General features: G+C 45.9%; 7 protein-coding genes. 3 read left to right on the forward strand and 4 right to left on the reverse strand.

Annotation, left to right across the window (positions count from 1 at the left end; all coding sequences use genetic code 11):
* Positions 1–99: 99 nt before the first annotated feature.
* Complete coding sequence (locus KI659_RS08175; RefSeq protein ID WP_213944857.1) at positions 100–1,644, reverse strand: RagB/SusD family nutrient uptake outer membrane protein; 1,545 nt, start codon at positions 1,642–1,644, stop codon at positions 100–102.
* An 11-nt stretch (positions 1,645–1,655) separates the two neighbouring features.
* Positions 1,656–4,613 carry a SusC/RagA family TonB-linked outer membrane protein gene (locus KI659_RS08180; RefSeq protein ID WP_213944858.1) on the reverse strand — a complete coding sequence of 986 codons (2,958 nt, stop codon included), beginning with the start codon at positions 4,611–4,613 and terminating at the stop codon, positions 1,656–1,658.
* 468 nt (positions 4,614–5,081) lie between these two features.
* Between KI659_RS08180 and KI659_RS08185 the strand changes: the two genes are divergently transcribed.
* The 3 genes from KI659_RS08185 (at position 5,082) to KI659_RS08195 (ending at position 9,261) form a co-directional block, all read left to right on the forward strand.
* Positions 5,082–7,712, forward strand: coding sequence for a DUF5686 and carboxypeptidase regulatory-like domain-containing protein (locus tag KI659_RS08185; protein ID WP_213944859.1), 2,631 nt, complete (start codon positions 5,082–5,084; stop codon positions 7,710–7,712).
* A gap of 343 nt (positions 7,713–8,055) precedes the next feature.
* Positions 8,056–8,487: a DoxX family protein gene (locus KI659_RS08190; protein WP_213944860.1), complete on the forward strand. Its 432-nt coding sequence runs from the start codon at positions 8,056–8,058 to the stop codon at positions 8,485–8,487.
* Positions 8,488–9,261: a sulfite exporter TauE/SafE family protein gene (locus tag KI659_RS08195; protein ID WP_213944861.1), complete on the forward strand. Its 774-nt coding sequence runs from the start codon at positions 8,488–8,490 to the stop codon at positions 9,259–9,261.
* A gap of 20 nt (positions 9,262–9,281) precedes the next feature.
* Here KI659_RS08195 and KI659_RS08200 read toward each other — a convergent pair whose 3' ends face one another.
* Positions 9,282–10,379, reverse strand: a complete 1,098-nt coding sequence (locus KI659_RS08200; RefSeq protein ID WP_246535333.1) for an efflux RND transporter periplasmic adaptor subunit — start codon at positions 10,377–10,379, stop codon at positions 9,282–9,284.
* On the reverse strand, positions 10,369–13,512 hold the full coding sequence (locus KI659_RS08205; protein ID WP_213944862.1) for an efflux RND transporter permease subunit: 3,144 nt from the start codon (positions 13,510–13,512) through the stop codon (positions 10,369–10,371). The genes KI659_RS08200 and KI659_RS08205 overlap by 11 nt, the downstream gene beginning before the upstream one ends.
* Position 13,513 lies beyond the last annotated feature (1 nt).

Genomic DNA, 13,513 nt, shown 5'->3' on the forward strand with positions numbered 1-13,513 from the left:
AGAGGGCAAGAAATGAGGTTTTTGTGATTAGTAAGTATAAAAAAAAAGCAGATATCGCTACCTGCTTTTATGTCAAAAAATATGAATTTAAATAAAGAGTTAATAGCCTGGGTTCTGGGTGAAGTTTGGATTGGTGTCCATGGCCCTTTGTGGGATGGGGAACAATACCACGTGGGGAGGGGTCACCGGCTTGTTTTGCCACTCTTGGAGAAACATGCCAAATCGGATTTGGTCATTTCTTCTCCAGCCTTCCCAGTATAGTTCAAAGCCTCTCTCATCAAGCAGACCCATTTCGGTCAAGCTGGCTAAAGGTTCTGCACCTCTTGCCTCTCTCAATCCATTAACCATTGCCAATGCCTCACCGGTATTGCCAGTTCTAAATAAAGCTTCTGCACGCATCAACCAAGCATCAGCATACCTGAAGAAGATGTAGTCAGTGCCGATTAAGTTGTCCGCAAGGTTATTGGGATCCGGGGGGTATTTGATTACCCTGACCCCTTGTCTCTCATTAGAGTAAAGCAAGCTAACCTCTGGAGTGAATACCAACGGGTTACCACCTCTGTCAGTAAGCGGATTGCCGGCCCCGTCAAACTGCTGGCCCTCTAGAAATCCAACCCTCAAACCGTGTCTATCTGTAAAGCCAGGCAATGCCTGCCCTTTCCTTACATCGTCAGTCTCTCCCCACTTGTTATAAAAGTCTGCCACTGTGGTGAAACCGTTCCAACCGCCTCCTGATCCAGGTACCTGGTTGTAGTGGATTGTCATTTTATAACGGTTCTGAACACTTGCCACGGCATTGCCAGTTTCGTTTCTTCTGGCAAAAATGATTTCCCTAGAAGTGGTTCTATTGTCCGGCACAAAGTTATCCCAATAGAAAGGAGTCAAACTTACAGAACTATTGAGCACCACATCAGTACTTTCAATCACTGCCTGCATATCTTCATTCGTAAAGTTATATGGACCAGCAGGTTCAGCTGCAGTAAATACAGCCCTGTTTAGATAAACTTTTGCTCTAAGAAAATGTGCAGCCTCTACTGTCGCCTGACCGGTGTTGGCGCCATTCAAGGATGGCAGGTTTGGAATCGCTGCATCCAAATCATCAATGATCAACTGGGTAGCCTCAGCTCTGCTAAGTACGGTTGGGATCTCATTTGGATCATCCAAGTCAAGTCTTATCGGTACTTGGCCGTATAGATCCACGATATTATAGATATAATACGATCTCAAAAACCTCGCTTCCGCAATTTGCTGGGCACTGGCGTTAGGCGCATCGATTACTTGTGTGGCTCTTAGCTGTCCGGTATTTAGAATGTTCCAGGCGTTGAATACAAATTCGTGGCTGGCATCCCAAGAATGCAGGTGTAACTGTCTCCATACCCCAAAATCACTCCAGTCAGTACCTCTGGTGGGTCCCATCATCTCATCCGAGGGATGCTCCTGAAGGGCATAAATTCCCGCCTGATCCGAAAAAGCATTCAGCTGGTTGTAAGTACCTTGAAGGGCAGCCGCCGCCTCAGCTCCCTCGCCTGCTTCCGATGGCCTATTGAACGACTCCGCATCCAAGGCCGCATCATCTAATTCTGTACAAGCCATCCCCAAGGTAAGGGCAAGTGCAGGTAGATAATATTTATTCAATATTTTCATGTCCATGTCAATTAAAATCCAAAGTTCAAGTTAAGCGTATAGATTCTCGGTAAAGGAAAAGCTGTATAATCTATACCCAAGGAAGGAACCCCGTCCCTGGCTTTATTGGTGTTCACCTCTGGGTCAAAACCGCTATATCCTGTAAACAACAGCAGGTTTTGGCCAGTAAAGCCAACTCTCATCGATCTGATATAACGGCTGTCAGCCATATTGAAGGTGTAACCCAGGTTTAGGTTGGCTAACCTTACAAAGTCACTTGACTCCAAGAATCTGGAAGAAACTTCACCAAAGTTTGCGGGGTTTTCACCGGAATTGGCGATCTCACGGGTTACGTTTCTACCGTTGGCCAAGTTACCTCTCAAGAAGATGGCGTTAGCGGTGTTGTTGTAAATCAAACCGCCATTCTGTCCGTTGAAGAAGACGCTGGCGTCAAATCTGCCGATGGCGAAGTTGTTGGTAAGCCCCCACGTGAATGTTGGGAATGGAGAACCCAAGTAGAACAATTCTTCATTGTTTCTGTAAATACCCAAGCCGTCTTCAGTGAAACCTTCAAAATCCCTCATGTAGAACGAGTATAGCGGCTGTCCATCGGTGATTCTCTGGGCAAAAGCTCCCGTCAAACCTTGTCCGTCAATGTTACCGGTATTCAAGGTAGTACCTATGCCCTGAACGTCATTTCTCAGGAAAGTAGCATTTCCTAGTATGTTCCAAGAGAAGTTTTCTCTGTCTATGGCCAAATAATCCAAAGTAAATTCAACCCCTTCGTTAATTACGCGGCCCGGAAGGTTTTCCCATCTGGTGATGGCATTTGCCGGAGCCGGGAAATCCACAAGGATCAGCAGGTTTTCCGTTTGCTTGTTGAAATAGTCAATAGCACCGGTAAGCTTGGATTGCATGATGGCAAAATCAAAACCTACGTTGTACTGAACCGTTTCTTCCCATCTCAAGTTAGGGTTGAATTGGTTCGAGATAAAAGTACCGCCTTGGTTATCCGCTCTAAGTACTGTTACTGCCGCGTTTCTAGGGAATTCTTGGTTACCAGTGACACCCCAACCTGCTCTCAATTTCAAGTCGTTAAAAGTACTTCCACTCATGAAGTCCTCTTCGTTGATCCTCCAAGCTGCAGCAAGAGATGGGAATACACCGTATTTATTGTCCTCACCAAACTTTGAAGAGCCGTCAGCTCTCAATGTGGCAGTGATCAAATATTTGTCCCGGATGTTGTAATTTACCCTACCGAAGAAGGATTGCAGTTCATCTTGGCCTCTAAATGAATTTCCTAGGAATGCCCTAGCGGTTACGTTGTCCACACCACCCATGTTATCCACTGGAGGCACATTAGGTAAGGTGAAAAATTGCGATTGCAAGAAGTGACCGCGGCTTTCGAATTTCTGATAAGAGAAACCCAATAGGGCTTCTAGTCTGTTTTCTCCCAAAGTACCGTTGTAATTCAGGGTGTGCTCGATCAACTGGTTACGCTGGTAGGTATTGTTGATCACACCTCTACCGATATTTTCGATTCCGGGGAACACTAATCTTTGGTCCAAACTTGTTCTTCTAACCCCGGATGAATTATCCATACCGAAATTCATTTTGTAGAAGAAGTTGTCTGTGAAATTAAATGTAACACCGATGTTACCCAATACCCTGGTCGTCTCACCGCGATCATCGATATAAGCCAGCATGGCTACTGGGTTTCTAAAATCCTGAGATTGCTGGAAAGTGCCATCTGCATTTCTTATAGGGCGGGTAGGGTTAGCCTGAAGGGCCGCACCGATAAGGTTACCTTCAAAGCCCACATCTTCACCAAGAGGAGCATATGTGTCCTTGATGTCTGAGGCGGTTAATTGTAAGTCAAATCTCAGTCTGTCGTCAAAAACTTTGTGAGAAGCATTGATACGTCCGGTGATTCTTTCAAGTCCAGTGTTTCTGATAATACCATCTTGGTTCATGTAGCTGAGGGATACCCTATATTGGGTGTTTTCGGTGCCCCCACCATAACCAACATTGTAATTTTGGGTGATAGCAGTCCTGAATATTTCATCCTGCCAGTCGGTGGCTCCTCCAAAGTTGATGACGTTTTCATCAGCTCCAGCGGCTACTGCCTGAGGAATGTAATCGTTTGCATCCAAAAGGTCAATTTTTCTGGCTCTGGTACTTACACTCGCGCTGGTAGAGAAAGTAAGGCTTTCCTGTCCAGCTTTTCCTTTCTTAGTAGTAATCAAAACCACACCATTGGAACCCCTTGAACCGTAAATCGCGGCAGCAGATGCATCCTTAAGAACAGAGATACTTTCGATATCGTCTGGGTTTAGGAAGTTTAGCGGGTTTCTTGGCTGTGAACCACCGGCTCCATAGTCAGCGCCACCAGCTTGTGTGGCTGCACCGTCCAAGGGAACGCCGTCAATTACGAAAAGCGGGTTGTTGTCAGATCTTACTGAAGAAGTACCCCGGATACGAATGTTGACCGCCGCACCTGGCTCACCACTACTCGGGGTCACCTGCACACCAGCAGCTCTACCTTGTAGCAACTGCTCAGGAGAGTTGATGATACCTTTGTTGAATTTTTCCTCACCAAGTGCAATCACCGCACCGGTAGCGTCTTGGGCCCTTTGCTGCCCGTAACCGATGACTACCGTCTCGCTTAAGCTTTGGATGTTTTCTTCAAGTGCAATTGTGAAAAGTGAAAGATTTCCAATTGAAACCTCTTGGGTAGTAAACCCAATAAAAGATACAACTAAGGTCGTTTCACCACCTTGTAAATCCAGACTGAACTTGCCATCCATGTCGGTGACGGTTCCCCTGGAAGTCCCTTTTACCTGGATTGCAACGCCGGGAAGCGGCTGCATATCCTCGCCGGAGATCACCGTACCGGTAATCTGCCTGCCCTGTGCATACACTGTCTCAGCCGTAATAAACAAGGCCAAAAACAGCAGCATGACTTTCATGCTGAGTAAATAGTTTTTCATAGGTTTATTCTGTTAAACTTCAAAAATTGGTAGAACATGCTAATTCTAATGTAAAATCGAATAATTAATTCATTTTTGCAAAATTTAACATTTTCAAAATTACCTGTTATTGAGATGGTTTGTTAAATTTTAGTAGTCTATTTTGTAAAATTGATAGTATTATGTTGTATTATTTGCAAAAATGTTAATCGAAAACGATTGAATTTTATTAATACTTAAAATTTCACTGTTTTATTAAAAATGTTGTAAGATACTAACATTGGTAAAGATGTCGTAATGGCCAATTTTCTATTTTATGCTATGATTTGGTTTCGGATTGATTTGGTAAATATTACGTTGATTTTGTTTTTTGGCCTTATTGTATTATTTGGGTAAGTTTTTAAGTATTCCTTATGTCCTGCGATTTATCTAATTTACACCGATTATAAGGATTGAGTAAGTTCGGCTTTTCAGCGCATTCATTTTATTATGAGAATAACAATATTGATGATTTTGGCCATTTCATTTTTCGGTGAAGGCCTTTATGCCCAAGGGGTGAGAGGCAAAGTGGTATCCGAATCTGGTGACCCCCTGGCTTATGCCTCGGTATATATCCGGAATCTGGGTGACGGAGTGCCTACAAATCAAAATGGGGAATTTGAGTATGCCCTAAAACCCGGCATGTATGATATATTGGTTCAATATATTGGATACACTTCTGTGCTCAAAACCGTAGAGGTCCAAGACCGATGGGTAGAGCTGAATGTGGAACTCAAAGAGCAGGTTTTTGGACTGCAAGAGGTGGTGGTAAGAAGCGGGCAAGAGGACCCAGCCCTCACTGTGATGAGAAAAGCTATTTCAAAAGCCAAATTTCACCGCCTACAAGTGCAGGAATATTCCATGCAGGTTTACCTAAAAGGCACTGGTAAATTGACTAACGCGCCTTTTTTTCTGAAGAAAAAACTTAAGGAAGAGGGGCTAAACCTGAATGAGGCCTATACATCAGAGTCGGTTTCTGAGGTTAAATTTTCCCAGCCTGATAAAATCGAGGAAAGAGTGATCAGTATCCGCTCAAGCGGTGACGACAACGCCACTTCACCGGCACCCTATATCGGCACCAGCTTTTATAATGAGAAAATCAATGGAGCCATTTCCCCTCTTTCAAGAAGCGCTTTTGCCTATTATAAATTTACCCTAATGGGTTCCTTTATGGAGGATGGCATCCTAATCAATAAGGTTAAGGTGACGCCACGCTCAAGGGGTGAAAATGTTTTCGAGGGGTTCATTTATATCATTGAAGACCTGTGGGCCATCCACAGCTTGGATCTCAAAACATCCATCATGGGATTCCAGGTCAATGTGAATCAAATCTACGCCCCAGTGAAGGATCAGGTTTGGATGCCTATCAGTCATACATATCTCTTTGGGGGAAAAATCTTTGGTTTTGCTGGGGAGTACAAATACCTAGCTTCGATCCGAGATTATGACATTAAGCTGAACCCGGATCTGGAGGTGGAGCCAGAAATAATAGATGAAAAGGTGCAGGAAGTGCCAGAGGACATTGTCAGGTTCGACAAGAAAAGTTCTTCCTTGGAAAAGCTTGAAGAAGGGGATAAGCTGACCCGAAAGGAATTTCGGAAAATGGTCAATCAATATGAAAAAGAGGCCTTGAAGCAGCGGGAAGATGTGGAGGTAGTAAGGGAGCGAAATTACAAAGTGGACAGCCTGGCTTCTAAGAGAAATGAAAATTATTGGGACAGCATAAGGCCGGTAAAGTTAACCGCTGACGAAATCAGGGGATACAAGCGGGATGACAGCCTTGCTGTGGTTGAGAAAGCAAAAGTTGATAAAAGCGACACCACTGCAAGGAAGAAAGTCAAAAAGAAATTTGACCCTTTATCTGTCATTACTGGGGGTAGCTACAGTTTTGGTGGAGGGAAATCTGCCGGCTTTGATGAAAACCTTTTCAAAACCGGGTTCAATACCGTGGAGGGGTGGAAGTTTGGTGTATCGGGCTACTTGAGATATGCCAAAGTGGATACGCTTGCTGACTCGGTCACGCGGAGGACAGTGGAATACCAAGTGCGGCCAGCTTTCCGCTATGGGTTTGCCAGCAAGAGGCCTTATCTCAAAACGGATATTTACAGGAATGTAAGAGCGGGCTCTATAAATTCCAGACTCGGGATAACAGGAGGCAGGTATATTGAACAGTTTAACAGTGATGAACCTATCACCGAATTTGTAAATACGCTGTATACCCTCGTAATGAGGCAGAATTTCATGAAGCTGTATGAGCAGGATTTTGTTCAAGTTTATCATTCCAGTCGTCTGAGTGACAAGTTCAGTTATGAAGGTAGCTTGAAATGGGCAGATAGGAGAGAGCTGTTTAACCAGTCGGACAATAGCTTCTTTTATGAGGAGACTCGGGAGTTTACGCCAAACCGCCCTGACAACTTGGAATCTAGCCCCACCAATTTTCAAAACCACCAGGCTTTGATCCTTAATGCGGCCTTCAGATGGAGGCCAGGGGTGAAATATGGAATAAGGAACGGGCGAAGGTATGCTATTTATGACCGGGCTCCGGAGTTCAATTTTGGCTACACCAAGGGGATTCCCAACTTCCGTGGTCAAACTACCACTGACTTTGACCTGCTAGAGGCCGGTGTGTCCCACAGCTTCCTGTTTGGGGTGAGTGGGCGTCTTGATTTCAATGTCAACGCTGGGACATTTCTGAATAATGACCGTATGTATTTTATGGATTACAAACATTTTGGCGGGAATAGGACAATTTTCAGCAACATGGGTGTGGCCTCAAATTATAGATTCTTGGACTATTATCGTTTCAGTACACAGACGGATTTTATCAGCTCCATTGTCCATTATCAATTTAGAAAATTCCTGTTTACACAACTGCCCATGCTGAGATACACGGGGCTGAGGGAAAATATTTTTCTTAATTATTTAAAAACAGCCAATTCTCCCCATTATGTTGAAATCGGCTATTCCCTAGATCAATTATTCCGAATCTTCAGGCTCGAAGTCGGTGCAGGTTTTGAAAACGGTCGGTATAGTACCTCAGGGGTAAGGATCGGGGTGGCTTCGTTTATCAATATTAATTGATCGTAATTGTTTTTGTAAAAAACTATTGTAGTTTTTGTTTTCTTTAGAAAACAATCTATATCCGCATTTGCCTCAGTATGCTTGGCAACATAGTGGGTTGATGTGATATCGAAGGAGAGTTTCGGTTCCCGACTTCGGTCTTCTGTCCCGATTTGGGTAGCTGACGGCATCAAAACAGGAAGCAAAAACAAGGTCCCGCTTTGGCTTTTTGGATTTCTTTATTGGTTTCCACCGAAATACTTTCAGATTTACCATGAGACTTTGGCGGGGAAATGTGAATTTTACGCTGCCATTAACATTTGTACCATCCTCGGATACCAACATCCGGCAAAACCAAAGAAGAATGTTCAAAACACTATTACAGACAGACCACTCCAAAACCACTATCCTCATCCGCCTCATGGTAGGCGCAGTATTCCTTTCCGAAGGGATCCAAAAGTTCCTTTTTCCGGCAATTAGGGGAGCTGGGCGTTTTGAAAAGATCGGGCTGCCTAACCCGGAATTCTTGGGGGGATTTGTAGGTGCATCTGAAATTATCTGTGGCCTTTTGATTTTGCTCGGTTTGGCTACCCGGTTGGCAAGTTTGCCTTTAATCGTTATCATGTTGGTCGCCTTTGCCACCACCAAATCTGAGGTGCTGGCTCAAGACGGATTCTGGGAGATGATGCACGGCAGCCGTACGGATTGGTCCATGCTGCTGGGAAGCATTTTCCTTTTGATCAAAGGGGGAGGCTATTGGTCGGTGGATCACTCACTACAGACCAAGCGATACTAAATGGAAATAGTAATCATTTCATTGGCGGCTTTTTTGGTCGCCATTCTTACTTTCTTTTCAGGATTTGGGCTGGGGACCATCCTTACGCCTATTTTCATGATCTTCTTTCCTGTTGAATTGGCCATTGCACTCACGGGGGTAGTCCACTTTTTCAACAATATCTTCAAGCTGATTCTGGTGGGAAGGAGTGCTGATAGGCGGGTGTTACTTTATTTTGGTGGGCCCGCTGTTTTGGCCGCTTTTCTGGGATCCTGGATATTGATCAACCTTACCGAACTGCAGCCACTTTTCAGTTATCAACTAGGAGGGAGGACATTCAGCGTGGATCCATTGAAACTACTGATTTCATTCCTTTTGATTGTATTCGCCACCATGGATTTGATTCCGTTTTTCAAAAGGATGGAATTCAGCAAGGACAAGCTGCCATTGGGAGGTTTCATCAGTGGGTTTTTCGGGGGCTTGTCCGGAAATCAGGGTGCTTTGCGAAGTGCCTTTTTGATCAAGGCTGGCCTGTCCAAGGAGGCTTTCATCGGGACCGCCGTGGTGGTTTCGACCTTTGTTGATTTTACCCGGTTGAGTGTTTATGCAACCAGGTTCAGCCAGACAGGGCTCTATGAAAATCTTACGTTAGTCATTTCGGCTACACTTGCCGGAATCCTAGGTGCTTTTATTGGCAATAAATTATTGAAAAAGGTCACCTTGGATTCCATTCAGACTATAGTGGCTGTCATGCTGATCATCATTTCCATTGGGTTAGGAATGGGCTTGATCTAACCCGGAAAATTAATTGTCGTTTAGATATTTTCACTGGGGTTTTCAATTATTATATCCCCTTCGTTTAGATTCCCGAAAATCTCAACCTTGTCCTTAGCAGTCAGACCTCTTCTGACAGGCACTCTTTCGGGCTTGCCATCAGCGGTTTGCCTCACCACAAAGCGGTCCTCCATGGTAGTCAACATCGCCGTGCGGGGAACTGCAAATGTGTTTTCCTTTTGATAAACCAAATTGACCTGAGCAAAGCTTCCTGACTTAATTGAAAGATCAGAGTTGTCAATGTCAGCTTCCACCATTTCCGTTCTGGTGTGGTTGGCCAAGCTACCGGATTGTCTGGAAACCTTCGCCTTGAAAACTCTTCCGGGAAGTGTATTAACGGTAAAGCTGAGGCTGTCCCTGCCAAAATCCAGACCCGCATAACTCTCAGGCATGGGTACCCTTAACCGCAGTTTCTGAGTCATTTCCAAGCGGAATAATGGCTGCTGCCCTTCGCCTCCCTGTTGGTTGACAAATGCGCCAGTATGAACATTTCTTTCGGTCACTACCCCGTCAAAGGGTGCCCGAATGGTAAGGTAGGCTGCCCTCTGTTGCGCAGCTTTTAGATTTGCCTCGGCGGCATTCAGGCTGGCCTGGGCTGCCTCAAATCCCGCCTGATCTTCCTGCAGTTGGTTTTCCATGCGCTTAATATCGCCCTCTGAGACAGCTCCCTCTGTTTGGGCAGTTCGTTGCAATCTATCAAATTGGTCCTGACTTGTATTGTATCTTGATCTGGCCTGAAGGCTCCTGCCTCGTGCAGTTTCCAGATTGGCTTGATAGGAAGCCAGCTCAGCCAAAATTTCTGGTGCTTCTATGATGGCCAGGACATCTCCCTTTTTCACTTTGGAGCCTATGTCCACCTTGATTTCCTGAACAAACCCCGTCACTTTGGCAAATAGACTGATGGCTTCATAGGGTTGGAGCTCTGCAGGAAGACTTACTTCACCCGTCAGGTTTTGCCTTTGAAGCTCAAAGGTCTGATGGTTGTCCTCCTGAACGGTTTGGTTGGTGTTTTCATCTTGGGCCGTCCCACAGCCAAACAGGGCTAAAAGGATGAACAAACCCATATATTTATTTTTCATATTTTTCACTTTTTTCATCGTAAGGATCCAAAGAGACAGATTTGATACTGGCCCCCTGCATTATTTTTCCATAAACTGCCGGCATAATCAAAAGGGTGGTGAAGGTGGAGAAAAGCAAGCCCCCAATTACCGCAATGCCCAACGGAGCAGTTTGGTCTCCTCCTACTGCCAGTGGGATCAACCCGACAATCATGGATATACTGGTCATCAAAATAGGCCTCAAGCGGCTTTCTCCTGCCGATTGGGCGGCAACCACAGCTTCTTTGCCACGCTTTCTTTCTTCTTCGGCAAAGGTGGTAAACAAGATGGCATTGGCAATGGACACCCCAAGGGCCATGATCAAGCCCATATACGACTGGATATTCAGCGTAGCGCCAAACAACAACAGGAACCCAAGAGAACCCACTGCCACTGCCGGAATGGTAGAAAGCGTGGAAAGGGCGGCTTTGAAGGATTGGAAATTGACCGTCAGCATAAGGAAGATGACAAATATGGCAATGATCAATCCCGTCTGTAGTTCAGAAAGGGTGTCGTCAAGGAATTCCAACTGGCCCCGCACAAGTACATTCAATCCCCTTGGCTTTTCGCCCAAGCTGGCGATGGCGGTGTCCACATCCCTTTTAATGGAGCCAATGGCCTTGCCATGAATATTGGCCCGCACCGATACCATTCTTTGTTGATTGAGCCTGACCACTTCCCCTTGGGTATAAGTCGGTTCAATGGAAGCCAGGTCTCCAAGCCTATTGTTGAAACCTTCTATGTTGGGCATGAAAATATTCCGCAACTCATCCTCACTGTTCATTCGGTACTGCGGAATTTCTACCTGTACCTGATAGGCGTTCCCCGAACCTTGGTCCAGCCAATAAACGGGTCTGGTAAACCTACTGGAATTGGTCGCTGAAATCATGGCCTTGCCCACTTCTCCTGCTGAGAGTCCCAGTTGGCCAGCCATCACCCTGTCAATATTGACATCAAAAGTAGGGTAGTCCAAAGGTTGGGCAATCTGGACATCGCGCAAATAACTGATTTTTTGAAGCTCTTTTTCAAGCTTTTCGGCATATGCACGGGTTTCCCGGATATTCTTTCCGGTCACGGCAACTTCCAAAGGAGTGTCACTCCCCATACTCATGACCTGGTCCACCAGATCTGCCGGTTCAAATGAAAGTTTAAGGTCGGGATGTTTTTCGGCCAGTCTTGTCCTGATTTCTTCCTTCAGATTCTCTATCCCTATGCCGCTTCCTTCCCTTAGCTTAACGGTTAGGAAAGCCACCTGAGGTCCATTGTTCCAGATGTAGGTGGTGGAGGCAGGATAGGCTGAAGGAATAGTCCCCACGTATCCCGAACTTACCTCAATGTTGTCCTTTCCGGTAAGGTCCAGGATTTCCTGATAAACCTGCTGTGTGAGCCTTTCAGTCTGCTCAATCCGGGTCCCCTCTTTAGCTGATATCCTCAACTGAAACTGGCCTGCGTCCACTGAAGGGAATATCTCGGTTCCTATCAATAAATAAAGTCCCACTACTCCCAAGAGGGAAATGGAGAAATAGAGGGCTATGGTCAGTTTTGAGCGGTCCAACAGGTTTTGAAGCTTTACTTTATAGTGAGCGGCAAACTTTGCAAACCTTCCTGCCTCCTGCTTCTGGGCATGGTTTTTCAGTTTATCCTCTTTTAGCAGCCAGTTGCCCAATACGGGTACGAAGGATTGGGAAAGTATAAAAGAGGCCATCATGGCAAAGCCTACCGCCAGGGAAAGCGGTAAAAACATAGATCTCGGTACACCTGACATAAAGAAAGAAGGCACAAAGACCGCCTGGATACTCAATACAATCAGAATCTTCGGGACCACAATCTCCCTGGTGCCGTCAATTATCGCTTTGGGAAGACTTTTTCCCAATTCAAGATGCCTGTGGATATTTTCAATGGTGACGGTGGCCTCATCTACCAGTACTCCAATGGATAGGGCCAGCCCGACCAAGGTCATGATGTTTATAGTTTGCCCGGCAAGATTCAGGAACACAAGTGAAGTCAATAGGGCCAACGGAATGGTCATGACCACAATGAGTCCACTGCGCCAATCTCCCAAGAACAGCAGAACCATCACCCCGGTCAGAATGGAGGCAATTACCCCTTCGGTCAAAACATTCCTGAGGGATTTGATCACGTACCCGGACTGGTCGAAGGCATATTCTACTTTGATATCCTCGGGTACTGCTTCCCGCATGGCAGGTAGGGCGTTTTTGATGTTTTTTACCACTGTCCAAGTGGAGGCATCAGCCCTTTTAGTGACAGGGATATAGACTGAGCGCTGCCCATTGACCAAAGCATAGCCAGTGGCAATGTCGGCACTGTTTTGCACCTCTGCTACATCCCGCAGGTAAACCGATGGCCCTGACTGGGTGTAGATGGGGATGTTTTCAAGTTCCTTATAGTTTTCTACTACGGTATTGGGGCGCGTAAGAAACTCCGTATCTTCTATTCGGATACTTCCCGAAGGAACGAGTTGGTTGCCCCTGGCAATGGCCTCTACCACATCTTCGGTGGAGAGTTTGTAGCTGCGGATTTTTTCGGGGTCCACGTTTACGACGATCGAACGCTGATTTCCGCCCACCGGGGGAGGGGAGGAAACGCCGGGAAGGGAGGAAAACATGGGCCTAACCCTGTTTACCGCCAGGTCTTGGATTTCCGATAAAGATCGCTCCTCGCTGCTGAAAACGAGTTGGCCTACAGGAACATTGCCTGCATCATACCGCACCACAAAAGGGGCAATGGTCCCCGGGGGCATTTTTCCCCCGGCCCGATTGACCTGCGCCACTACCTGGGCCATGGCTTCGGCCATATTGGTGCCTTCATGGAATTGCAGCTTGATCAGGGACATGCCCTGGATCGACCTCGATTCCATACTGCTGATCCCGGTGATGTAGATGAAATGCTGTTCGTAAACCGAGGTCATATAACCCTCCATCTGCTCCGGCGAAAGGCCTCCGTAAGGCTGGGCAATATATATGGTAGGAATCCCAAGTTCGGGGAAAATGTCAATGGGCATTGACCTGATGGTCAAAAAGGAAAAGAACCCAATCGAAAGCACGATCACCATCACTGATATGGGTTTTCTTAAAGAGGCTTTGATCAAATCCATA

This window comes from Litoribacter ruber (genome assembly GCF_018449405.1).
Taxonomy (GTDB): domain Bacteria; phylum Bacteroidota; class Bacteroidia; order Cytophagales; family Cyclobacteriaceae; genus Litoribacter; species Litoribacter ruber.

What these genes read in the sequence shown, in the direction of transcription:
- KI659_RS08175 (WP_213944857.1), bottom strand. Translation starts at nt 1,644, where the DNA reads ATGAAAATATTGAATAAATATTATCTACCTGCACTTGCCCTTACCTTG.
- KI659_RS08180 (WP_213944858.1), bottom strand. Translation starts at nt 4,613, where the DNA reads ATGAAAAACTATTTACTCAGCATGAAAGTCATGCTGCTGTTTTTGGCC.
- KI659_RS08185 (WP_213944859.1), top strand. Translation starts at nt 5,082, where the DNA reads ATGAGAATAACAATATTGATGATTTTGGCCATTTCATTTTTCGGTGAA.
- KI659_RS08190 (WP_213944860.1), top strand. Translation starts at nt 8,056, where the DNA reads ATGTTCAAAACACTATTACAGACAGACCACTCCAAAACCACTATCCTC.
- KI659_RS08195 (WP_213944861.1), top strand. Translation starts at nt 8,488, where the DNA reads ATGGAAATAGTAATCATTTCATTGGCGGCTTTTTTGGTCGCCATTCTT.
- KI659_RS08200 (WP_246535333.1), bottom strand. Translation starts at nt 10,379, where the DNA reads ATGAAAAATAAATATATGGGTTTGTTCATCCTTTTAGCCCTGTTTGGC.
- KI659_RS08205 (WP_213944862.1), bottom strand. Translation starts at nt 13,512, where the DNA reads ATGGATTTGATCAAAGCCTCTTTAAGAAAACCCATATCAGTGATGGTG.